15 protein-coding genes and 1 tRNA gene are annotated in these 24,975 nt (G+C 57.3%); 11 read left to right on the plus strand and 5 right to left on the minus strand.

All coding sequences use genetic code 11. The features are described 5' to 3' along the window. Positions 1–97: 97 nt before the first annotated feature. From WA354_RS17740 to WA354_RS17755, 4 genes are all read left to right on the plus strand, one after another. Positions 98–3,592 (plus strand): TonB-dependent receptor, encoded by a 3,495-nt coding sequence (locus WA354_RS17740; RefSeq protein WP_472814353.1) that lies wholly within the window; start codon positions 98–100, stop codon positions 3,590–3,592. Between the two features lie 233 nt (positions 3,593–3,825). Continuing rightward, positions 3,826–4,683, plus strand: coding sequence for a sugar phosphate isomerase/epimerase family protein (locus tag WA354_RS17745; RefSeq protein ID WP_472814354.1), 858 nt, complete (start codon positions 3,826–3,828; stop codon positions 4,681–4,683). Between the two features lie 62 nt (positions 4,684–4,745). Next, positions 4,746–6,065, plus strand: a complete 1,320-nt coding sequence (locus WA354_RS17750; RefSeq protein WP_472814355.1) for a Gfo/Idh/MocA family protein — start codon at positions 4,746–4,748, stop codon at positions 6,063–6,065. A 187-nt stretch (positions 6,066–6,252) separates the two neighbouring features. Then, complete coding sequence (locus WA354_RS17755) at positions 6,253–7,413, plus strand: ROK family protein (RefSeq protein ID WP_472814356.1); 1,161 nt, start codon at positions 6,253–6,255, stop codon at positions 7,411–7,413. 118 nt (positions 7,414–7,531) lie between these two features. Here the strand turns inward: WA354_RS17755 and WA354_RS17760 are convergent, their stop codons facing one another. The 4 genes from WA354_RS17760 to WA354_RS17775 form a co-directional block, all read right to left on the minus strand. Beyond that, positions 7,532–8,209 carry a MarC family protein gene (locus WA354_RS17760; protein ID WP_472814357.1) on the minus strand — a complete coding sequence of 226 codons (678 nt, stop codon included), beginning with the start codon at positions 8,207–8,209 and terminating at the stop codon, positions 7,532–7,534. A 373-nt stretch (positions 8,210–8,582) separates the two neighbouring features. Beyond that, positions 8,583–8,658: transfer RNA gene (locus tag WA354_RS17765), tRNA-Lys, on the minus strand. 370 nt (positions 8,659–9,028) lie between these two features. Further along, positions 9,029–10,693 carry a carboxypeptidase-like regulatory domain-containing protein gene (locus WA354_RS17770; protein WP_472814358.1) on the minus strand — a complete coding sequence of 555 codons (1,665 nt, stop codon included), beginning with the start codon at positions 10,691–10,693 and terminating at the stop codon, positions 9,029–9,031. A 106-nt stretch (positions 10,694–10,799) separates the two neighbouring features. Further along, positions 10,800–12,524: a GWxTD domain-containing protein gene (locus tag WA354_RS17775; protein ID WP_472814359.1), complete on the minus strand. Its 1,725-nt coding sequence runs from the start codon at positions 12,522–12,524 to the stop codon at positions 10,800–10,802. A 379-nt stretch (positions 12,525–12,903) separates the two neighbouring features. Between WA354_RS17775 and WA354_RS17780 the strand changes: the two genes are divergently transcribed. The 4 genes from WA354_RS17780 (at position 12,904) to WA354_RS17795 (ending at position 18,076) form a co-directional block, all read left to right on the plus strand. Then, positions 12,904–14,274, plus strand: coding sequence for an efflux RND transporter periplasmic adaptor subunit (locus WA354_RS17780; protein ID WP_472814360.1), 1,371 nt, complete (start codon positions 12,904–12,906; stop codon positions 14,272–14,274). A gap of 117 nt (positions 14,275–14,391) precedes the next feature. Continuing rightward, on the plus strand, positions 14,392–15,114 hold the full coding sequence (locus WA354_RS17785) for an ABC transporter ATP-binding protein (protein WP_472814367.1): 723 nt from the start codon (positions 14,392–14,394) through the stop codon (positions 15,112–15,114). 167 nt (positions 15,115–15,281) lie between these two features. Then, positions 15,282–16,190, plus strand: a complete 909-nt coding sequence (locus WA354_RS17790) for a sigma-54-dependent transcriptional regulator (RefSeq protein ID WP_472814361.1) — start codon at positions 15,282–15,284, stop codon at positions 16,188–16,190. An 89-nt stretch (positions 16,191–16,279) separates the two neighbouring features. Further along, positions 16,280–18,076 carry a DUF885 domain-containing protein gene (locus tag WA354_RS17795; protein WP_472814362.1) on the plus strand — a complete coding sequence of 599 codons (1,797 nt, stop codon included), beginning with the start codon at positions 16,280–16,282 and terminating at the stop codon, positions 18,074–18,076. A 105-nt stretch (positions 18,077–18,181) separates the two neighbouring features. Here WA354_RS17795 and WA354_RS17800 read toward each other — a convergent pair whose 3' ends face one another. Then, positions 18,182–20,707 (minus strand): ADOP family duplicated permease, encoded by a 2,526-nt coding sequence (locus tag WA354_RS17800; RefSeq protein WP_472814363.1) that lies wholly within the window; start codon positions 20,705–20,707, stop codon positions 18,182–18,184. A 350-nt stretch (positions 20,708–21,057) separates the two neighbouring features. Here WA354_RS17800 and WA354_RS17805 point away from each other — a divergent pair, with 350 nt between their 5' ends. Genes WA354_RS17805 through WA354_RS17815 form a run of 3 tightly spaced genes read left to right on the plus strand, consistent with a single transcriptional unit; the run spans position 21,058 to position 24,639 of the window. Continuing rightward, positions 21,058–21,534 (plus strand): VOC family protein, encoded by a 477-nt coding sequence (locus WA354_RS17805; protein WP_472814364.1) that lies wholly within the window; start codon positions 21,058–21,060, stop codon positions 21,532–21,534. A gap of 55 nt (positions 21,535–21,589) precedes the next feature. Next, positions 21,590–21,934 (plus strand): PadR family transcriptional regulator, encoded by a 345-nt coding sequence (locus tag WA354_RS17810; protein ID WP_472814365.1) that lies wholly within the window; start codon positions 21,590–21,592, stop codon positions 21,932–21,934. Positions 21,935–21,945: 11 nt separating this feature from the next. Further along, positions 21,946–24,639 carry an ADOP family duplicated permease gene (locus tag WA354_RS17815; protein ID WP_472814366.1) on the plus strand — a complete coding sequence of 898 codons (2,694 nt, stop codon included), beginning with the start codon at positions 21,946–21,948 and terminating at the stop codon, positions 24,637–24,639. Positions 24,640–24,975 lie beyond the last annotated feature (336 nt).

Here is a 24,975-nt window from a genome sequence, read left to right on the forward strand (position 1 = left end):
TTCTTGACAGCGTGGAGCAAGCGCGCATAACTTGTTCGGAATTCGAACAATATAAGAATCTGGGCAGTGAAATTCAGATCGACTTTTGGAGGGTCAGATGCAAACAAGTACGAGAGTAGGGCGAATTCTTGCAACCCTGGCGGCGTTAGTCATTCTCCACTTATCCCCTTTCCTGATGGCCCAGGCAGTCAATGGAACCCTGCTGGGAACCGTCACCGACACCTCCGGGGCAACCGTAACCGGGGCAAAGGTGCAGGCAAAGTCGGCCGAGACGGGAGCTGTTCACGAATCGGTGACCAATGAGAGCGGCAACTTCTCGTTTCCGAATCTCCAACCCGGAACCTATGCGGTCAGTGCTGAGGCAAATGGGTTTAAACGAGTCACGCAGCAGAGCATCACCCTGCTCAGCAACTCATCCGTACGTGTCGATTTGTCTCTCACCCCGGGAAGTGTGTCGGAAACCGTGACTGTGACCACGGCACCGCCCTTGCTGCAAACCGACCGCGCCGACATCAGTACCAAGATTGACGCGGCCAACATGGCGGAATTGCCCCTCACTACAGGACGCAACTTCCAGTCGCTTCTCAACCTGGTCCCCGGAGCCAGCCCCGCAACCTTCCAGCACTCGCAGTTCTTCAATGCGCAGAATTCTTTGCAGACCCAGGCCAATGGCATGCCGCGCGTCAGTAATCTTTATCAGATCGAGGGCATCGACGATGACGAGCGTACCGGCCTGCTGCAGATTCTGATTCCTCCGGCCGAAGCCATCCAGACCGTTGATGTCTCGACGAATAACTATGAGCCGGAACTTGGCCGCTCGGTCGGCGCCATCACCAACGTGACGCTCAAGTCCGGCACCAATGCCTTTCATGGTTCGGCATTCGAGTATATCCAGAACAACGCTGTCAACGCCCGCTCATATTTCAGTGGGCCGCTTGGCCACCTGTCATACAACTACTTTGGCGGCGCCATTGGCGGCCCCATTTTGAAAGACAGGTTGTTTTTCTTCGGCGACTATCTCCGCACGACCGACAGTGAAAGGGTCAGCAGCACGTTCACCGTTCCTGATGCTCGCTGGTATACCAACGCCGGAGCCACTCCGGGCTGCACCGATCCAACCGGTTGCGTCGATTTGAGCGGGGCGCTCGTGGGCACTACTGGGCAAATCTATGACCCGAACACGGGCGACGGCACAGCCGCCCATCCGCGCACTCCGTTCACAAACAATCAGATTCCCTTCAGCCGGATCAACTCTGTTTCACTGAACATGCTCCAGCATCTCAACGCGGCTTTTCCCACGTATGGAACGCTGAACTCGACCAAGCCGCTATCAAATCCGACAAACAACTACACCACAAATCTTCCATTTACCAAGAGTGCGCATAGCTTCGACGTCAAAATGGATTGGATCATCACAGAAAAAGACCACCTGAATGGCCGCTACAGTTGGCAGCAAACCCAAACCTACCAGGCGTCGGCCTTCGGCAACTTCCTCGGCGGTCCGCAGGGCGGCGGCTTCGAGGCCACTGGTAATCAGACGGCCTACAGCACCGGCGGCATCTACAATCATGTTTTCTCGCCCAGGTTCTTAACCGAGGTTCGCGTCGGCGTAGCCCACCTCCGCAACCAGGCAAATCCAAATGACTACGGCTCGAACGATGCGACAACCATCGGTGTGCCCGGAGTCAATATTGACGGGCAGCCTTTTACCTCCGGACAGGTCGGCGTCACCATCAACGGTGGCTTTTCAAACCCGCTCATTGGATATTCAGCCTCCGTGCCGTGGATCCGCGCAGAGTCAAACATCGATGCGGTGAATACCTGGACGAGGGTTGTTGGCAACCACACCATCAAGTGGGGTGCCGACATTCGCCGGGTCCGCGACGATCTCTTGCAGGACCAGACCTTCAGCCCCCGCGGCGCATTCACCTTCAATGACCTGCAGACCTCTACGACTGGCGCGAAGACAAATATCGCAAACTTCATGGGCAGCTTCCTACTCGACCAGCCCAGCCAGACGGGCCGCGATCTGAACACGTTTTTCCCGGCATACCGGCAGTGGTGGTTCTTCGCCTTTGCAGGAGACAAGTGGCAGGCAACACCCAAGCTGACCGTTGACTATGGCCTTCGCTGGGAATTCTATCCGCCCGCAACGCCGAAGGTCGACGGTGGGTTTTCAAACTATAACCCGACAAACAACACACTGGTTCTAGCCGGCCTCGGCAACAATCCTTCAAATCTCGGGATGGAGACCCAGTACAAGTACTTTGCTCCGCGTACAGGACTCTCCTACCGCGCGAGTGATGCTACGGTGATCCGCATGGGCTTTGGCATGAGCTATATCCCATTCACGGATAATACGTATGCGTACAACTACCCAATCCGCGCCAACAACAGCTATCAGCCAGCGGGCTCGACCTTCACCCCCGCAGTCCTGTCTGATGGTGTGACAGTTGCGACGTTCCAGGCTGGTTTCCCGGCGCCGGTTCCGGTAGTGATTCCCAGCAACGGAATCATCGCTGCCAGCACACCGTCACTGATCAGCCAGGTCTATACCTACATTCCGCTGAATTTCAGGAATTCCTACGCGGAAGCCTGGAACGTGGCTCTTCAGCAGGCCTTCGGCTCCAACTTCAATTTGCAAATTGCATACGTCGGCAATCATGGCTCGCGCATGAATGTGTCACAGAACATTAACCTGCCAAGCGTGTATGGCGGCGGCAACGCTTCACTGCCGGAAAACTCCACCGCTTTCACGGGTGGCGCCACAGGGCGTACCGCAGCCACAAACCAGTATTTCCAGGGGGCCTCCTCGAACTACAACGCCCTGCAGGTCCAGCTTACAAAGCGCTACTCCGCCGGCCTCTCGTTCACCTCAGCGTTTACTTGGGGTAAAGCGCTTAATTACGCCACCGGGGGAGATGACAACGGCAGTCTGGTCTTTTTCATCAACCAGCGCAAGAACTATGCCCCGGCCGACTTTGACCGTTCAAAGAACTTCGAACAGAGCTTTGTCTACGAGCTGCCTGCCGGTCGCGGTCACACATACTTCAACTCAGGCGTTGGCGACGCAGTGTTGGGTGGCTGGAGACTCTCCGGGGTGATTTCCCTGCTTTCTGGTTTGCCGTTCAGCGTGTATGCAAATCAAGGCGTCCTCAACACGCCAGGAACCGCGCTGCTGGCGAATATCACGGGCGGCCCCAAAGTGACACACCAGATCGGATCCGGCAAACAGTGGCTGGATAAATCCAATTTTTCCCAACCAGCGGGCTGCACCGGTCAGTCACCTTGCAACAACCCCGGCCTCGGCAACACCGGAAGAAACCAGTTCCGGGGTCCCGGTTATTGGCAGAACAACTTCTCGCTTGCTAAGAAATTCACGATGTATCACGAATTTGCAAGTGAAATTCGTATCGACGCGGTGCAGTTGACGAATTCGCCTCAGTTCGGCCTACCAAATTCTGGCAGCGGAACAATCTTCACAGCCGCGAACTTCGGCCAGATCACAAGCACCTTGGGCAGCGGACAAGGCAGCGTGAACGGAATCGGAGGAGGGCGTAGTTTGCAGGGATCCTTCAGGTTCAGCTTCTAGAAAAGCCGGTTCACGAACGCAAATGAAACGGCCGGTAATCGGAAACGGTTATCGGCCGTACAAACGTTCAGTCGAGAGGATTCCACTGATAAGAATCCCTCCTCAGTCAATGGAGAAGTATGGATCGCTGTTCAAGACGAGAATTTGTAAAAAAAGCCGGAGCAGCAACCCTAACCTGGTCATTGCCGAAATTCAGCCTGGCTCAATCATTGCAAGGACCATTCCGGATTGCAGTGATTAACGATGAGATTTCGCAGGACTTTGATCACGCCTGCTACGTTGCCTCACACGACTTCGGAATGAGCTGGATTGAACTTCGTTCCATGTGGGGCAAGAACGTCATCGATTTCGATTCGGCGCAGGTCAATGAGGCAAAGAAAATTCTCGCCAAGTACAAGCTCCAGGTTACGGACATTGCGAGCCCCCTCTTCAAGACGGATTGGCCCGGAGCGCCAAGATCTCCCTACGGATCGAAAGAAGACTTGCACGGAGCACCTGAAGTGACCTTCAAGCAACAGGACAGCATCCTGGAACGCTCGATCTCCCTTGCGAAGCAGTTCGATACCGACAAGGTACGCTGTTTCGACTTCTGGCGGCTGGAGGATGTTGCGCCTTATCGGGAAGCAATCGACGACAAGCTCAGGTCAACGGCGGAGACTTGCGGCAAGCAAGGAATCCTGCTGGTGCTTGAGAACGAGTTTGCCTGCAACACGGCCACCGGACGGGAAGCAGCGCGCACGATGAATGCGGTTCAGACCCCGCACCTGGCGCTGAACTGGGATCCCGGAAATGCGGTGATGCGCAATGAACTGGATGCATTCCCGGTCGCGTGGAAATTGATTCCCAAAGATCGCATTCACCATTGTCACTGCAAAAACGCAATCAAGGGCGCGGACGGCAAGATCGAATGGTCGCCCGTCGATAAGGGCTACATCGATTGGGCGGGACAATTCCGCGCACTCAAGCAGATGGGCTATCACGATGCGGTCAGCCTTGAGACCCACTGGCACGGCGGCGGAACGCCGGAAGAATCTACCCGGATCAGTTGGGCAGGTATGAAAAAGGATTTGGAAAGCGCCAACGCCATTTAGAACCAGAGTTCGACTCGGTCACGCAACGATCCATGCTTCCACCAGCAACAGAAGGAGAAACGATGCTCACTCGACGGGAATTTATCGACACGCTTGCTGTTGGAGGCGTAGGGCTGGCAATCAGTTCGAGTGCCAGGAGCTATGGCCGGATCATGGGGTCCAACGACAGGTTGAACTTTGCAGTCATCGGACTACATTCGCGCGCCTACGCTCATCTTTCCGCATTGAAGGCGAATAAGGATGCGGCGCACGTCGCGTATGTATGCGATGTGGACATCAACACGATGAAGAAGTTTGCCACCGAAACCGAACGCGAGTTGGGTTATGCCCCAGCTACGGATCAGGATTTTCGGCACATTCTGCAGAGAAAAGATGTCGACGCAATCACAATTGCGACTCCGGATCACTGGCATGCCCCCATGGCGATTCTCGGGTTGAAGGCTGGAAAGAGCGTCTATGTCGAAAAGCCGTGTAGCCATAATCCAGCCGAAGGAGCATTGCTCGTAGAGGCGCAGCAGAAATACGGAAAACCTGTCCAGATGGGTACTCAGCAGCGCTCTTCCGCTCACACCATCGAGATCGTCAATAAGATTCACAACGGCCTGATTGGCAGAACGTATTACGCGAAAGCCTGGTACAGCAATATTCGCAAATCGATCGGAGTCGGAAAAGAAGTGCCGGTTCCGACGCAGCTCGACTGGGAATTGTGGCAAGGACCCGCCCCGCGCGTCGCTTACAAAGATAACGTGCAACCATATAACTGGCACTGGTTCAGAACCTGGGGCACCGGCGAGACCCTTAACAATGGCACGCATGAGGTTGACGTCTGCCGATGGGCCCTGGACGTCGATTATCCTCGCTCCATTTCATCGTCGGGGGGCAGATATCACTACAAGGATGACTGGCAGTTCTATGACACGCTTGTGACCAATTTCAACTATCCGGACAAGATGATTTCGTGGGAGTGCAAGTGCTGCGACGGAATGAAGTACTACGGGCGTGATCGCGGATCAATCATCGTCGGGACGAACGGCTCGGTGCTCGTCGATCGTGACGGCTATGAAATCTACGATCTGAAGGGAAACAAGACGAGTGAATTTAAAGTGGGCAGTGTGACCTCGTCGACCGATCTAACCGGGCGCGATTCGATGACAGATGCTCACTTTGCCAATTTTATCGCTGGAGTTCGCACCGGAGAAAAGCTGAATGCTCCAGTCTCGATTGGGAATGTCGCAGTGACCATGCTGCAGCTATCCAATGTCGCATGGGAACTCGGGCGTGAGTTGCAACTGGATTCAAGTTCCGGGAAACCGCAAAAGGATCCGGATGCAATGAAGATGTGGGGGCGACAATATGAAAAGGGATGGGAACCAAGTATTTAGGGAATTCCTGAGTTGGATCGCCGCTCCCTGCTGGTTGCGCCGACCTGGGTGCAGCGGCTCCGGACTACAGCTACTCAGGAATTGCGGTAGCCCGGAGACTCGGGATCCGCTCTGAAACAAGACTGCTTTTTTTTGCTCTCGCGCCGACTTCGCATCTTTTTGCTTGAAATGGAGAATAAAAAACAGGATGCCAACCTCGCGTTTCATCCTAAACGGCAATGGGAGCGCCACCAATAGAATCGCCCGACAAATCAACCGGAATCTGATCTTCAACCAGATTCGCGCCAAACAGCCAATCTCTCGAGCGGAACTGGCGCGCACCTCGGGCCTGCAAAGAAGTACAGTCTCTCTCATAGTTGAAGGCCTGCTCACCGATCGGTGGGTGGTCGAGGGATCGACAGGCGAGATTCCGCGCGGAAGAAAGCCAACTTTTCTCAACGTTAACGGCCAGCGCGGGGTCCTTGCCCTCGACATTCATCCAGCCAACGTCATGTTGGCTGTGACTGACCTTGGTGGCAAAATCATTTCCCTCGACTCCGTTGAACTTCCTCCCGATCCACAAAACGTCATCGGAACAATTCTGAGTTCCACCAAAAAGATGCTTCGATCTCATCCGGACCGTACCTTCGAGGGCATCGGCATCAATCTTCCAGGCCGCTTTGATCCACACCTCGCTAAGTCAATCTTTGCACCAAACGTAGACTGGCCGATTGGGCAGCTGAAGGCGCGCGTCGAGCGAGCCACCGGCCTCCCTGTCGTGGTGGACAATGTTGCCAACGCGTGCGCTTTGTCTGAAGTGTGGTTCGGATACAGCGACAGGATGCATGACCTGGTCGTGGTCAATGTCTCTGAGGGAATTGGCGCCGGGATCTTCGCGAACGGTCATCTACTGCGCGGCGACGCGGGCGTAGCGGGCGAGTTTGGTCATGTTCAACTCGATCCGAATGGAGTGCGCTGCGGATGTGGCGGCAGGGGATGCTGGGAAACAATCGCTTCCAACAGGGCGGGACTGCGCTACTATTCAGAGATCGCGAAGAAGCCCGTTCCGTCCTTCGATGCCCTGATCCAACTAGCCAAGGGGGGGGATGCCGCAGCAAAGCAGGCATTGACCATGATGTGCAAAGCCTTGGGCCGTGGAATGCACATGATCGCTTTGGCTTTGGCGCCAAGCGAAATCGTTGTCGTGGGTGACATCACGAATGCCTGGGACCTGGCAGGCGCCGAGATTGAAGCCGAAATGCGTCGCTTCGCGCTGGTCCGGGCACCAAGCATTCGAGCAGCGCGAGAAGGAAACCAAGCCCGACTTCGCAGCGCGGTTGCACTGATAATGAATTCAAAGACACTTTAGGATGGCCTTCGCCAGGCTCAGGAGTTGGTAGTGAGCATATGAACGCTCGAACCTCAAGATTGCCGGCCTCGGGCGGCCCCTGATGGCACACGAGCCGGGTTCTGGCACAGCCCTGCATTCATCCCTTAAGCAGAGTTTTCAGGAGAAAAGAGAGGCCGTTCCAAGCAATCTGAACGCCGATGCAGAAGAGAATGAAAGCCACGACGCGAAGGACGCCGTGTGCCGTTGAGGGAGATATCTTGCTGGTCATCTTTGGCGCGTAGCCGTAACAGAAGTAGACCACGATGCTCAGAACAACTACTGCGACGAAGACTCCAATATGACTTAGAACATGGGCAGTGACAGTGTGCCCCGAGATATGAGCGCTTAAGGTCAGCATCGCAACCAGAGTCCCCGGGCCAGACGTGATGGGGAAGGTGAAGGGATAGAAGATCTTATCCCCCAGATGGTTAAGTGTTTCAGCACCGTCGTCGCTGTATTCTTGTTCCTTGCCGCGCACGCTCGCGGCGGACTGATTCTGATTTAGAACTCCCCAGCCCATGGCGGCGATTACGATGCCGCCCGCAAACTGGACAATCGGTAGAGAGATGCCAAAAAAGTTGAGAATAGCGGAGCCGAGAAGCTCGAAGATCCCGAGGAAGATCACATTGCTGATGGCAACACGCCGCGCAAGATTGCGATAGACGGCTGGCGGCGCGTTTCCCACAAGGCCCATGAACACCAGGGCGGAGCCCACGGGATTGATGAGCGGGAGCAGTGCGCTAAATGCCAAAAAGAACGCGGACCAGACTGCCATGCTTGCTTTGCTCTCCCTGAATCAATAACGGGAAATCAGATTTGAAGCGTCGCCGGGATTGCAACGGTATGCGGGCACGATCATGAGCACCGAGCTTCTCGGCAATGATTGGACCAGAGAATTACTAGTCTCCGCGATTGATGCGCTCGCGGATCACCTGAAGGATCAACTGCCTCGTCACAACAGATAACAACGTAACCCGGATCTTGATCCTTGGAAAGTGTAGCTCTCATCCGCACGCCCTCTTAGCTGTTCTTTTTGCGAAACTTCTCATGGCAGTGATAGCCAAGCGCTCGAAGCAATAGCGGTTTAATCGATGTGGGCATGTTTGGGGCTTGGGAAGCGGAACGCGTTCGCCAGGTTCTTCGTAAGATGGTGGACGCGGAAGGAATCGAACCTTCAACCTGTCGGTTAAGAGCCGAATGCTCTGCCAGTTGAGCTACGCGTCCAGAGGGTGTGAAAACGCCAGGCAGAGGGAAAGTTGCACGGCGCGGATCAGAGATGAATCATCACCGATCCTTAAAAAATATAGCACAGTGCGAGGCACTCTTCCAAAGCGGGGCAGCGTCCTATTCCGGCGTTGCTGGGAGTTTCAGATAATCGACTAAGGTCTCTTTGACATTTTGCTTATAGCGAAGAACACCAGAAACATCACGACTGCAAATACGACCAAATGCCAAGGTCGAAGCAAGTTAATCATCGGAGATCGCTCCTTATTGCCGATCCGATCTCGTCTGGATAGTCTACGCGGCAGCCCAGCGTCGCTTCTTATCGCTTCTCAGATTTGGATTAGATTTGGATTTTCTCGCGTAAATACGCTTAGAACGTGAACGCGACACCCGCGCCTATACTGCGCTGATCTTGCGCGAACACCACCAGGCCACCATTCACCAGGTAAGGGCGGTATCCTTCCGCGAGCAGGTTATTCAAGTCAACCAGCGCCTCAATATTCAGGCCTTCGTGGCGCGTAGACACCGGTTGGCGCAGATGAAGATTCAAATACGGCTCGATGGCACCGACTGAATAAGGCGCAATTGGGGTTACGGTGTCGGCCGGCTGCCATCGATAACTCGCGCGCCAGCGTGTTCCCGTTCCCTCCAGGGTTCCGGAAAGAGATATCGAATACATTTGCGCATGCCGCGGCCGGGCCGCGCTGAACAGTTGGTTGAGCGCCGTCGGATGCACGAGCGCGGGCATCACGAGCGCATCACCGTTAGCGTAGCTCACGCGAACGCGGTTGCCGCCTGCCATTCGGTGCTCGACCGCTGCCATCACGCCGGCGCTTGCGTAGCTTGGTCCTGCGCCGCGCATCAGACCGCTCATCGGATCGCTGAGTACAGCGCTACTGGCTACACCCCGGCCGCTCGCCTCGATCACGGGATTCTGAACGTTATCCGAGTAGACGAGGAAGGATATACCCGAAGCATCCGTCCGCCGCTCCCAGCCAATCTCCTGGTGCAATCCGTGTTCCAGCGCCAGTTGGCCATCGCGCATCGCAACTTGCGGCAGATAGAACCCCGCTTGCGACTCATTCTGGTTGAGCCCAGAGGGCGCACTGGCCATTCGATAACTTACCGTCGAGTTTTCGCCGTGCCACGCTACCATGGCAAACGGCAAAGTCGCCAGAATCGTGTTAGGCGAATTCTGACTAAGTCTAGCCATCACCTGCTGCGCGCCGGCATCGATTTCAAATTCATCGCCCAGATGGATGTTCTCGGCGCTTCGCATTGTGGCTTCGTCAAGCCCCTCGCCGCCCGATCCCTCAATCACGGGATGAATTGAAACGGCTGCCATAGACTCCACTGATCCTGCAAAGCCAAGGTCCTGGCGGAAGCCCAGCATCGATTCCATACCTGCATTGGTATCGGGGGCAAAGTCCACGCGTGCCAGCAACTCGCGGCTGTCCGACGGTGTGTCTTCCACGCTGGCCGTGAATCGCTCGCCGCTTTCGCCGAACGTGCCATCCTGTCCGGTAGCCATGAGTCGTGCTTTCAGCTTGGGCCGGGCGCCCGGGCGATCGGAAACGACAACCAGGGGTCCATCCTCGAGCCAGCGCAACAGCGGACGATTGGCGGCTGAACGCAGCGTCCACTCCCAGTCATCTTTCGACGCATTGGCAGCCCGCGGTTCGGCCGGCAACCACTGCATCACCTCGTACAGAGTGTTCAGCGTCAGGTTGACTACCGTGTTGGAGCGAACCCGCACATTCTCGCGGAGCGAAGGCAGAAACAACGCGCCCATCGCCTTGACAGCGTATTTGCCCGGCTGGATGTCGCTGAATGAGTAGGCGCCTTTGCTGGAGGTGTAGACGGCGGCAACCACACTCATATCGGCCCGCAACAACTGCACCGCGGCCCCCATCTGGGGCACACCACTGGAATCGCGAACCACGCCGGAAACGGATCCGGCGGTCGCAGCCAACAGCGGCGACGACGCCACGACGAACAGCGCGATCATGGAAACGAGATGGAGCCTGCGCATCATCACTCGTAGAGGTGACCCGGCGGCGTCCTGGCTTAAGTCCTGGGAATCAAATGCCCGCAGGCTTACCGATCTCAAGCCGGTTAACCCAATTTGCGGAGCGCTCTTACTATTCCACGACAAAAGGTGCCGATTGCGCAATCTCTTGTTTTGAGATTTCGTCATTTATTTTGATCGTCACCTTATATTTGCCCGGTTGCAGACCGGCCACAGGTAGGGTCTTTTCTACCGTCAACTGGTCACTATGTTCGCCAAAGTCTTTGGAATCTTGCTGTTTCTCAAAAACTACCGTGTTTGTTGCCGAATCAATGATCTGGTACGTTACCTTCGCCTCGTTGCTCTTGGTCTGGTCGTTAATTCCCAGGTTGTAGACCTGCATCCAGAAATTCAGGTCCTGATTTCGCTTGTAACTGACCGGTGTGGCCGGATTCGTAGTCACACGCGGACAAATATGAGTGTTCCCGATAACACAGGAGCCTTGGCCGATATCGTGCGAACTGACCGGGTAAATCTGGTCAGCCAGAATAAGGGACGATGTGCCAAGCTTTTCGTCATGATACGCAGGCACATCCAGGCTCTTTCCGTAGATACCAAGGTGATCAGGATTGTTCACGTCCTTGATAGCGATATCGAGCCGGTAGAGTCCGGGGAGTAGCGGTACAGCCTTCCAATAGATTGACTTACGATCGAGTGACTTCTCAAGGAGTTCAGCCGGTTGTTCTACTTCGACGGTATCCTCAAAGGTTTGCACCGTCTTGTGGGTCAGGGTTGTCACTTTGCCCAGAATGTTGACTACGCCTTTAGCAACGCCGTCCTTGGTGACAAATGTGATGTCGCGATTCTTGATCTGGATGGTTACCGGCACCAGAACGGTGCTTGAGGTGACCTTCACGAAGTCGGTCCGGACATCGAAGGGAAAGATCGGCCCGGAGAGGAGTTTATGCTCACTCATGGCGCTTTCCAGGTCTCTGAACTTGACCGGAGGAGGTGCAAATAGTTTGGCTGCCAGTTCGATGCGATCAAATTCCTTGGACTGATTCTGGCTGGTCATTGGACCCGCACCAAGATTTTCGAATCCACCCTTGAACCGGTCAGCCTTCTTGGCCATGCCCATCTCTTCCCACTGGGTCAAACCTGCGCCGGGCACCTTTGCCAGGGCGTCCTTCTCGCTGCGGTCGATGGTGAAGTGGTAGTCGCCGCATTGGCACGTGTCCACAAACTCGATATCGATGTTTTCGCCAATACCTTCGAGGTACCGGTAGTGCCAGACCTCAAATGGAAATGTCGATGTTTCGCCGCCGCCCTCGTCCTGGGGCCGCTGATAGGTGCCGCCCGAAGGATGGGAGTCGGTGGAGTCCGGAGGGCCGAAAGCAATGTACATGTGGCCGCGATCGGTCTTCCACCCAGGTTTGCCTGCCGCGTAATGGTCGTTGGCGTACTGAATACGCCGATAATGCTCCTCGCGGAATTCGTTGTCGGGAGAGTCGGGATTGGGGTTGCGGCGCAGCCAGAACTGCTCGATGAACGCCTCCCGCTCCTCGTCGTTACTCAGGTTCTTGAATGCCTTTCGCTCCTCGTCCGTGATGATGTAGGTCACATCCTGATCGAGCCAGCTTTTGTAGGCGCCTTTTAACTCCTGCCTGACTTCCTTTTGCGCGTTGCGCATCTCTTCGTCAGAGCGCGGCCGCTTCAAAGGATCTGCCTCCTGATCCTGGCCGGAACCTGGCCGGGCCTGCAGTGATGGATCCGTCTGAGCGTGGATAGGAGAGGCGGGAACAAAGGCGAGGCCGCAGCCGAGTGCGACAAATAAGATCGAACGGCCATTGAAAATCATTTGCGTCGGAAAACTCCCTACAATGCCTTATTCTACGGGCCCAAATCGTGCGGAGCAAGGCATGATGCAACTGTCGCTGCCCTTTGGACTGCCGGGTAACCAATCGGTCACCAGGAAACACCCTGTTTCCTTGCGAATATCGCGAATTCTGAGACAATTACACCCCTTTCCACGTCACCCATGAGTAGCGCAAACCTGCTTCAATCACTGGCGGTCCCCGTGGACTGCCGGACTCGTTTCTGTTCAGGGATACCTGGCTCCGGCCTGATTCATCACACGTTCAATGTTAAGGATTCATTGAATCCAGTCGCATTTGGGAACCGGACAGGAAGGTTTTGCGTAGAATAAGTTCGGAGCCTCGCGGAGTACAAAAGCGCCCATGAAAAAGATACTTTTGATCGTTTCTGCCGTTATTGTGGCTATCGTCCTCGTTGCCGTCTTCATCGTCAAGCAGCAGTCGGGCTACACCAAAGTTCTGACCGCGAAGATTCATCATCAGGATCTGGCCACTGTCGTCAGCGGCACCGGCCAGATCAAGCCGAAGACGTATGTCAACGTCGGTGCGACCTCGTTCGGCCGCATTACGCACCTCTACGTGAAGGAAGGAGATCACGTAAAGAAGGGACAGGTGATCGCTACCGTTGAGAATGTCCAGCCGGAGGCGAACGTTCAGTCGCAAAAGGCGACCATCGCGGCCGCCAAGACCGATATCTCTTCCTACATCGCCGCTGAGAAGACGGCTGAGGCTAACGTCGAACATGCCAAGGCCGACCTCGAGCAAAAACAGCTCGACTGGGATCGCGCCCAGAGCCTCTACAAGGCAGGCATCATGGCCAAGCAGGACTATGACGCCAAGAAGGCCGCTTATGACACCGATGTGGCATCGGTATCGCAGGCCGACGCCCAGTTGAACCAGGCCAAGGCGCAAACCGCGTCGGCCCGGGGACACCTTGACCAGCAAGTCGCCCAGCTGCGCTTCAACGAAGACGCGCTCAGCAAGACCGTTTCGATCGCTCCATTTGATGGCATCGTGACGAACCTTCCCGTGCGTGAAGGAGAGACGGTTGTTGTTGGCATTCAGAATGCCGAGGGTTCTACGCTGATGACCATCGCCGACATGAGCGTTGTTACCGCCGAGGTCAAGGTCGACGAAACTGACATCGTCAACATCAAGATCGGCCAGCCCGCCGAGGTCAGCGTGGACGCCATTCCTGGCAAGAGCTTCAAGGGCCACGTCACCCTCGTCGGAGATCAGGCTCTGCTGCGCTCTACGGGCGTCGCAACCTCGCAGTCCACTACCGGAACCGAGGAAGCCAAGGACTTCAAGGTCGTCGTCACTCTCGATACGCCGACTGCTGAATTACGGCCCGGCCTCTCCACTACGGCCAAAATTACCACCGCATCGAAAACGAACGTGCTCTCGCTGCCTATTCAAGCTCTGACCATGTACACGCCACCCCCGCCGGCAAACAACGGAAACGTCGAAGCCGCGTCTACCTCGACGGGACCGAAGGCACAACCGGTGCAGGGCGTCTACGTTGTCGAAAAGGATGCGCACGGCAAGCAGCGCGCCAAGTTCGTCCCCGTCACGACTGGCATCACGGGTGCGACCGACATCGAAGTGCTCAGCGGTCTTCAGGACGGGCAGGAGATCGTCATCGGGCCCTACAAGACGCTGCGAACTCTGAAGAATGGGGCGCTTTTGAAGCGCGACACGCAAGCTCCGGCAACGCTAGCATCTAACGCTTGACGCTCTGAAACGATCTAATCGATAAGATGCAAGGATTTTCCCGCAGAGTGCGGAGAGCAAACGCAGGCAAAGGATAAGGCTCATATGGCTCTGAACAGCGTCGTCTCCGAGATTGAAATGCAGCAGTCCTCTGGACCGAACAGCGACATGATCGTTGTTGAGGATCTGTGGCGCACTTACGACATGGGATCGGAACAGCAGGTCCACGCTTTGCGCGGCGTCAATCTTCGTATCAAGGCCAACGAGTACGTCGCCATCATGGGCCCATCCGGTTCCGGCAAGTCGACGCTGATGAACCTGATTGGCTGTCTCGATACACCGTCGAAAGGCAAGTACTGGCTCAATGGCCAGCTCGTCAGCGAACTCGACGACGATGAACTGGCGCGGATTCGCAACAAGGAAATCGGATTCGTCTTCCAGACCTTCAACCTGCTCTCGCGCGCCACGTCACTGCACAATGTCGAACTGCCGCTCATCTACAACGGCACACCGGCGGCGGAACGCATTGAGCGCGCCAAACAGTCGCTCATCAATGTCGGACTCGAGTCGCGCATGAACCACAAGCCCAACGAACTCTCCGGCGGCCAGCGCCAGCGCGTCGCCGTTGCCCGCGCCCTCGTCAACAGCCCCTCCATCATCCTGGCTGACGAGCCGACTGGCAATCTCGATTCCAAAACCGGCATCGAGATCATGGCTCTGTTCGATACTCTCCAGGCCAAGGGCAACACCATCGTGCTCGTCACTCACGAGCCCGACATCGCCGACTACGCGCATCGCGTCGTCCACATTCGCGACGGCCAGATCTACTCCGACGAGCCCTCGAAGCGCTTCCGCAAGTAGGTTCGCAGCGCAAATCAGCGAGACCTCTCCCGAAGGTCCACTCGAACCGAGCCTCGCAATAAGCCTCGTCCCGCGTGCATCACGCAGTCTCACGTTCTCCCGCGCCACGCCGATGAACACAATGCGAGCCCGCGCCGCACCGCGGGCCAGAGAGGCGAGGAGCGCACATGACCACGCAGAATCTGCTGATGCCGCAGCCGGCTCATCTCACGCCTTCCGGCCGCGACTCTTTGCAACCATCCTTTGCCGCCATCAGTGTTGCGGGACGCAGGCTCGTTCAGCAAGCCGAAATTGTGGCGCCTCATCTGCAATGCGCCATCATTGAAGGAGAAGCCGGTGTCGGCAAGCAGGCATTCGCGCAACTACTGCTCAGCCGGTCCCCCTTCGCACGCTCCTGCTTCAACCGTTGCGATGCCCGTGAGTGGCTCCTCAGCGAAGTCGATCCCCAATTTCTTACCGGCTTCACCTATGTCGATCACGTAGACCTGCTTGCGACACCCGGCCAGGCCCTGCTGCTGCGCTTTCTCAAAGCCTTGCAGCACCGCCCTGCCGGAGCATTCGCTCTTGTAGCCTCGTCTGAGAAATCCCTCCGCCACATGGCGAGCGAGGGTCAATATCTTCCCGACCTCGCCTTCCGCCTCACTGCAATCCGCTTTGCCATCCCGCCGTTGCGCGAGCGCCGCGAAGACATCGTTCCTCTCGCCAGCTTCTTCCTCGAAAAAATTGCCGCGCGCTATCACCTGCCCCGCCTCGCTTTCGCGCCCGGTGCTACCGCCCGCCTGCTGCAGCATGATTGGCCCGCCAATGCGCGCGAACTCTCCAGTGTCCTCGAATCCGCCGTCCTCAGCTCGCCCGATGGAATGATTCGTAGTGAAGACCTCCCGATCGTTCTCCCGCTTTCCCCCACGCCACGTTCTAATTCCACTTCGCCTCCAGTCCTCAACCTCGACGCCGTCATTCTCAATCACATCCACCTGGTCCTCGACATGAACCGTGGCAACAAGCTCAAAACCGCACGCCAACTTGGCATCAGCCGCTCCACACTCTACCGTTTGCTCGAAGCTGCTTCCCTGTAGTTGCCTCTACGCTGGACGCCACGCAGCCCTCGTGCTCTACACTCAAGCCGATGCCCCTTCCCACAATTTCAATCCAAGGACCCTTCCCGTTGAAACGACTTGCCTCACTTCTCCTCGCCTTCTTACTCTTCGCTCCTGCGTTCCTCTCCGCGCAATTGACGTCTTCCCCGGCCGCACCGGCGACACCGGAAGAGCGCACCAAAGCACTCCACGCCCTTTTCCACGATTACTGGGAAGCGAACCTCAAACGCCAGCCGGAATTCGCCTCCACAATCGGCGACAAACGCTACAGCGACCAGGTTTCTGACTACTCCGTGCGGGCCATCAACGACTGGCTCGCCGAGGAGCAGGATTTCCTGATGAAGCTCGCGACCATCGATCCCGCCGGTCTTTCCGATCTGGACAAGACTAGCCGCGAACTGCTGATTCGCCGCCTCACCGACGACCAGGAAGCAGCTGAATTCAAGACGTGGGAGATGCCCGTCAACCAGATGGGTGGCATCTACGCCACCTATCCGCAACTGGTTGCAGAGCTCAGCTTCACCACAGTGAAGGACTACGATGACTGGATCGCGCGACTGCACGCCATCCCCAAAGCCTTCGACCAGGTAACGGCCAACATGTCCATCGGCATGGAGGACAAGCGCGTTCCCCCCAAATATCTCCTCGAAAAAACTCTCGAACAGGTCAAGCAACTCGCCACCCAAAAACCGGAAGATTCGCCGCTCGCGCTTCCACTGAAGAAGTTTCCCGCCTCCGTCTCCGCCGCGGACCAGGCACGCATCAAGACCGAAATGCTCGCGGCAATCACCAAGGAAGCCCTTCCTGCATACTCGCGCTTCGCACGTTTTCTCGAGGTCGCCTACATCCCCGCCGGCCGCACAGATCCCGGTATCTCCTCATTGCCCGGCGGCGCGAAGTACTACCAGTTCCTGATCCGCCGCACCACCACAACCAATCTCACTGCTGACCAGATACACCAGATCGGCCTCGATGAAGTGAAGAAAGACGAAGCCGAAATGCTCGCCATCGCGCAGAAGCTCGGCTTCCAGGATTTGAAGAGCTTCCAGGCCAGCCTTAAGGCCAATCCCAAGCTGAAAGCAACCTCACGCGAGCAGCTCCTCGACGCCTATCGCGGCTACCTGGGCCCCATGCAGGCCAAGCTGCCTCAACTATTCGGCCATCTTCCCAAGGCGCCTTTTGAAGTCGTCCCCGTCCCCGATTTCCTCGAAAAGACTTCCGCGCCCGCGTACTACCAGGCCGGTACTCCCGATGGCAGCCGCCCCGGACGCCTTTTCATTGACACCTACAACCCCACGGATCGCGACCTCTATCAAGTCGAAGAAATCGCCTACCACGAAGGATTGCCCGGACATCACCTGCAAATCTCGATTGCCCGCGAGCTCCAGGGTGTTCCTGAATTTCGCAAGTTTGGCGGCTACACTGCATTCGCCGAGGGCTGGGGCCTCTATGCCGAGCGTCTGGGCAAAGACGTCGGCTTCTACCAGGATCCCTATTCTGATTACGGCCGCCTGCAGGGCGACATCTGGCGCGCCATTCGTCTCGTCGTTGACACCGGGGTCCATTCGCAGCACTGGACGCGCCAGCAGATGGTCGATTATTTTCACGACCATTCCGCGATCGACGAAACCAGCATTCAGGCTGAGGTGGATCGCTACATCGCATGGCCTAGCCAGGCTTTGGCCTACAAGATCGGCCAGCTCGAGATTCTCGGACTCCGCGACCGCGCCAAAAAGGAGCTGGGCGCGAAGTTCGACATCCGCGCCTTCCACGACCAGGTCATCGACTCCGGCTCGCTGCCCCTGGACGTGCTCGACGAGCGCATCATGGCGTGGATAGCCGCTCAGAAAGCTGCGGGGAAATAAGCTGTCTTTGGCTGATTTCCAATTTCAATCGATGAACGCATTGGCATAAGTGCGTCGATCGTGCGCCTCTCGAACAACGGGGCAACATACTCCGGGGGTACGAGATCATTCGCTCCGGAGACTTTCCAGCGGGTCGGCGAGCGCTGCGCGGCGGGCCGGGATAAGTGTGGCGACACACCCGGCTACTGCAAGGACGAGTCCTGCGGCGAGAATGGCGAAGGAATTCGCGGTAACCGATCCGTAAAGGAAATGACCAGCAGTGCGCACGGCGAAGATGGAGAGAATGGCTCCGGGCAGGATGCCGGCGAGAAGAATCCGCGCGGTCTGACCGACGATGAGCACCTGGATGTGGCGGCGGCTTGCGCCAAGTGCAAGGCGAATGCCGAACTCGCTCCGGCGCCGCGCCGCACGCGACGACATGACACCATAAAAGCCAATCGCAACCAGCAGCAGCGTCAAGCTCGCATAGATTCCCGCAAGCCGCGCAAGCAGCTTTTCCGTGCCAAGATCCCCGCTCAGCTCAGTTGTCAAAGGCAGGATTTCGCTTACCGGCAAGGAGGGATCAATTTCATACAGCGCGCGACGCACACTCTCCGATAACTGGCGCGGATCACCCACGGCCCGCACTCGAATGTTTACCGGCGCGGGGTTCTGGTTGATGCTCATGTAAACCATCGGCGGAGCCTCACGCTGGGCGCCGTTCACGCGTGCATCGGCCACTTCGCCCACTATCAGAAATTTGTGATCATTCGGTGCCGGCTCGTAACCGATCCATTGCCCAATCGGGTCTGCATCTCCAAAAAGTTGGCGCGCGTACGCACGGCTGATAATTGCTACTCGCTGCGTCTTGTCTGTATCGCTCGAAGTGAAATCGCGCCCCCGCAGAATCGGTATGCCTAGCGTGGGAAAAAAGCCGGGGCCCACATGATCTTCCTGCCCATGCACCTGCGCGTCCGTAAGATCGCCCCGCCCATGCACGTAGAGCGCCGTAATCCAGCCGCAATGAATGCCGCCGCACATCCCCACCGCCGCACTGCGCACGCCGGGCAGCGCCTGCAGGCGATCCTGTATCCGTCTGTAGAGCTCCGGCAGCATCTCGGCATGACCGGTGTACCTCGGCTGATGCAGCTCCGGATGCACAATCAGCACATGCTCGCGATCCATACCCACATCCACAGTCTCCCAGTGCACTAGCGTCGCAGCGAAACATGCCGACATGGTGGAAAGCAGAAGAGAAAGGCTGACCTGCGTAGCGAGCAGAGCATTGGAACGCCAGCGTTGTCCTGCCGTCTGTGAAATTCCCGCAACCTTGGCCCGCGATCCCGCCGTCTGCGCAACGCCGGTACGAATGAAGATGACCGCTGGAAGAATGCTGAAGCACAGCAGCGACACCAGCATGAGTCCTCCGCCGAGCGCTGCCAGAGGCAAGTTCGGATGCAGGTCGAACGTGAAAAGAGAATTGCGGTTGGAAGCCCACTGAGCGAGAATCCCGCTGGCGGCGTGACCCAGCGCCAGCGCGCACAACGAGCCGCCAACAACCAGCAGAGCATCCTCAAGAACAATCTGACCAATAAGCCTGCCGCTGCTTGCTCCGAGTGCCATCCGCACGCTGAGTTCATGCGCACGCGCATGAAGTCGCGCCAGCTGAAGATTTGCAAGATTTAGACAGCCCACCAGGAAAATCGAACATGAAAGCGCCATGAGCAGCATGAGAGGGACCGTAAATTTCTTCCTGATGCCGTTCTCGCTAAGCGGCGCAACTCCAGTCTTCACGCGCAGAAGCGCGGCTTTCACCGCCGGGTCGGCGGTCGCTTCCGCCATCACCTCACGATCGTTGCGAAAAACCAGGTCCCAATGCGCAAGCACCGCGGCGCGGCGTTCTGTCGGAATGCGCGCCGTGAGAAAGAGCCAGAAGATTGTGGGCTGGTTGTACCAGGGCTTGTCGAGCGATACATCATGACCCGGCCCAAGCGAGTCCCACGAAAAAGCAAACGCGCCGGTGCTTTGAAGAGCTAAGGGCAACCAGAGGTCGGGAGCAAATCCAGTTGTATCGCCGAGAAACCTCCGATGCGCCACACCGATCACGACGAATGCGCGGTCATTGAGACGAATGTGCTGGCCCACGGCCTGCTGCGCCGAACCGAACGTCTTCCGCGCAAAATCATAGCGAAGCACTACAGGCCACTCGCTCTGCCCCAGCCGTTCATCTGCCTGCACAAATAACCGCCCCGCTGCCGGAGCAACGCCGAGCCCGCTGAAGTAGTTGTCAGAAACAGGCGCAATCGACGCCTCAATCGATGCCCGGTTGGGCAGCTCCAGCGTGGCGGCCCCTGCATAAGCAGTCGCCATCAGCGGAACATCGGGAGTGGCGTCGCGCAGGCGCTGGTATGCGGGATAAGAAATCGTCCAGCTCTGATCGAACGGGGTACGCGCAGCGTGTATCCTGACAACTTCCTCCGGATGAGGAACAGGCAAATCGGCCAGAATGACCGCATAGAGGAGCTGGAACACCGCAAGATTCGCGCCTATGCCAAAGGCCAGCGTGAGCAGTGCCGTTGCCGTAAATGCAGGAGCACGGCGAAGCTGCCGAAACGCATAACGAGTATCGTGGAGCAGGTTCTCCAACCGCATACGGTTCTCGTACCTGGCTGACTCATTCATCTGGATGTAGAGATCCTACGGCCATGGCTGAAGCCTGTCCACCCCGATAGAGTGCAAGCGTCCTTCGTCTAAATGGCTTACAGCCGGATGTGGGTTAGCGCCATCAGTCAGCGCTCCAGAGTAGTTGACGAATGAGATTGAGTAGGCATCGAAAGGCGGAGAGGACTCCTCGCTCGTCGCGCCGGAGTAGTTTTCGGCAAGAGCGATTCGGACTTGTACCGCTCAAGAAACAAAACACGCAACTAATATCATGTACGCAGACGGAGCCGGCAAATTCTGCCCCGGCTTGCAATCTCCCGGGGCACAAGGAGCACACGAACATGAAGCCAAAGAACACGATCTGTCTCTGGTTCGACAAAGATGCGCTTGAGGCCGCGCGCTTCTACGCCGTCACCTTTCCGGATAGCAAAGTAACAGCAGTTCACGAGGCTCCCGGTGACTATCCGAGTGGCAAGAAGGGAGATGTGCTGACGGTGGAGTTCACCGTGTTGGGCATTCCCTGTCTCGGCCTCAACGGTGGCCCGGCGTTCAAGCAGACTGAAGCGTTTTCATTCCAGATAGCCACGGAAAATCAAGAAGAGACTGATCGCTACTGGAACGCGATCGTGGGCAATGGCGGCACGGAAAGCCAGTGCGGCTGGTGTAAGGACCGCTGGGGCCTTTCCTGGCAGATCACCACGCGCGCGCTAACTGATGCGCTTGCGGCCGGCGGCAGCGAAGCAAGCCGTGCATTTAACGCCATGATGACGATGAGCAAGATCGACGTCGCGACCATCGAGGCGGCGAGGCGAGGCTGACCTGCTCCCGATATACCTATTTACAAAATAGGTATCCGGGCGCTACTATCCCTCCATGGCGAAACACCCAGACGACCGCGATCTCTTTCCGGGCGCACTCGAAATCATGATCCTCAAGTCGCTGCGACTCAAACCCATGCACGGTTACGCGCTGGTCAAACACATTAAGCAAGTCTCCGGTGACCTCCTCCAAGTCGAGGAAGGCTCTCTCTATCCCGCCCTGCAGCGCATGCTGCGTGAGGGCTTGCTTGAGTCAGAGGAAGGAACCTCCGCGAAGGGCCGCCCTACGCGCATCTACAGCGTGACCGAATCGGGCCGCCACCACCTTGAAAAGGAAGTCCAAAGCTTCGAAAAGATGTTCGCCGGCATCACCCGTGTTCTCGCGTCCGACCAGGCATAAGGAGACTCGCGATGCAGCCACTTCCCCGGCTCTTCGGACGCAACCGTCGTTACAGCGACATCGACGTCTCCATCCACGAACACATCCAGGAGCGCGCCGACGAACTTGAGGCCGAAGGCATTCCGCGCAAACAAGCTGAGCAAACCGCCCGTCGCGAATTCGGCAACGTCGCACTTGTCCAGCAGCGCAGTCGCGAACAGTGGCAGTGGCGAGCACTCGAATCTCTCGTCGCCGATCTCAAGTTCACGCTTCGCCGTCTACGCAAAGCGCCCGCATTTGCGATCACGGTCCTGCTCACGCTTGCCATCGGCATCGGCGCCAATACGGCTGTCTTCAGCGTCGTTGATGGCGTGCTCCTGAAACCGCTTCCCTACCCAGGGAGCAATGAGCTTGTGGCCCTCTGGCTGGACGCTCCGGGCGCTCCGGGGCTGGCCAGTTTCCAGGATGGACTTCGCCTTTCTGCCTCAATGTATTTCACCTTCTCTGAGCACAATCACTCGTTTCAATCCCTCGGTGTTTGGGCTCCGAGCACCGCGAATGTGACCGGGATTGCCCAGCCGGAGCAAGCGCATACGCTGATGATCAGCGATGGTGTGCTGCAGACGCTCGGAACTCCTCCGGCGCTTGGAAGTTGGCTGACGCAAGCCGACCAGGATCCGCACGGCGCGAGTCGCGTCCTGCTAAGTTACGGCTTTTGGCAGCGGCGCTTCGGAGGTGATCGCGGCGTAATTGGGCGGAGCATCCAGTTGGATGCGCAGACCGTTGAAATCGCCGGTGTAATGCCGCGGGGTTTCCGGGTCCTCGATCGCGACTTTGACATGCTGGTCCCGTTGCGGCTCGATCGCGGATCGCTCAAGCTTGCAGGCTTCGGATTCAACGGCATCGGCCGCCTCAGGCCTGGCGTCTCGATTGCACAGGCAAATGCGGATGTAAGCCGCTTGATTGAGACCTGGATGCATACCTGGACCAACGGCCCGGGCACGAATCCGTTCTATTACAGGATTTGGAGGATCACACCCGCCTTCCGCCCGCTGAAACAGCAGGTGATCGGCAGTGTCACAAGCGTGCTGTGGGTGGTAATGGCCACGGTCGGATTGGTGATGCTGATTGCGTGTATGAATGTGGCAAACCTGCTGCTGGTACGAGCTGATTCGCGCCGGCATGAATTGTCGATCCGCGCCGCGCTGGGAGCGGGCCGGGCGCGCATTGCACGCGAACTTCTGTTTGAAAGCGTCACGCTCGGAGTAATCGGAGGAGTGCTCGCCCTTGGCGTGGCTGGTGCCGGACTGCGCCTGCTGGTTGCGTTGGGACCCGCAAATCTGCCGCGATTGAGCGAAGTAAAGCTGGATTGGCGCTCGCTTGCTTTCACACTTGCCCTGTCCGTCATCTCCGGACTGCTTTTTGGATCGATTCCCGCTTTGAAATACGCGAGCGCTCGCGCCAGTGCCGCACTCTCCGGCTCCAATCGAACTTCGAGTTCCAGCCGGTCGCACCACCGGTCGCGCAACATTCTCGTGGTTGCACAAGTTGCGGTGGCGCTCGTTCTGCTTGTAAGTGCGTTGCTGATGATTCGAACTTTTGCGGCACTGCGCGATGTCGATCCCGGTTTTAGCGATCCTGCGCAACTTGAAACAATGCGCATCTACATCCCTGAACTTCTGGTTGCCAATCCCATCATGGTGACCCGTATGCAGCACGAAATCGCCGATAAGATCTCCGCGATTCCCGGGGTGACCTCGGTTGGAATTGCCGAAGCCTTGCCGATGGAAGGCATCGATCCAAACTGGGATGAAATCGGTGTCGAGGGTAAGCACTACGAAGGCGGAGAGCCTCCGTTGCGGCTTTTCAATTACGTTTGTCCCGGCTATTTCAACACCATGGGCACTCGCTTCGTTGCGGGACGCGATTTCATCTGGGGTGACCTCTACGATCTGCATCCGTACATCATTGTCTCGGAGAGTTTCGCCCGCGAGAACTGGGGGTCAGCTGCTGCTGCTGTTGGCAAGCGCGCCCGTCAATTCAGCAACATGCCGTGGCAGGAGGTGATCGGGGTAGTGCAGGATGTTCGGCATAATGGGGTAAATGAGAAGGCTCCCGACATCGTCTACTGGCCAGCGATGCTCACCAATCCGTATACGTCGAAACCCACCGTTGATGCTGCACGAGCTATCGCGTTTGCCATCCGCAGCAGGCGCGCTGGAGCGGAGGCTCTCGTGGCGGATATCCAGCAGGCTGTGTGGTCTGTGAATGCAAATGTGCCCGTGGCCACACCCGGGACAATGCAGGACATCTATGCAAAGTCAATGGCAAGGACGTCATTCACTCTGGCCATGCTCGCCATCGCCGGTACCATGGCGCTCGCCCTTGGCATCATCGGCATCTACGGCGTCATCTCTTATGCCGTGGCGCAGCGCACCCGCGAAATCGGCATCCGTCTCGCCCTGGGCGCGCAGAAGAACGAACTCAAGTGGATGTTCGTTCGCTCTGCCCTTACGCTCACCGTGATCGGAGTTGCGATCGGCATTGCCGCTGCGGCGGGACTGACGCAATCCATGAAGTCACTCCTGTTCGGCATCAGTCCGCTCGATCCCCTTACGTATCTGATAGTCCCGCTCGTCCTGGCCGCCGCTGCCGTCCTCGCCAGCTATTTGCCCGCCCGGCGAGCCGCAGGCATCAATCCTGTGGAAGCCTTGAGAGCGGAGTGAGTTCCCAGTTCAGAGTTCGCACAGGCGACTGTGAACTCTCAACTACAACCTTAGAACTTCAAGAAAGACGCTGACCATTCCTGGGGGCTACATCGTTTGGAATGCTGCTCCTCCTTCTTAAGGAACTCACTAAGCGCGTCGCTGCTCATTTTGTCGATGTCGCTGGCTCCCGCAGTAGCCTGCGACAAGTTACTTTCTAGGGTCGAGCTCGATTGTCGAGGACTTGCGCGTTACGTACCCAACCGATGGCGTCCAGCTCACCGAGTCATTTGAGTTTCCGCGGTCGGCATGGACCTCGAAACGGAGCACATCCCCAGCCGCGACCTGGACATTGTC

Origin of the sequence: Occallatibacter sp. (assembly GCF_049802275.1) — a bacterium.
Lineage (GTDB): Bacteria > Acidobacteriota > Terriglobia > Terriglobales > Acidobacteriaceae > Telmatobacter.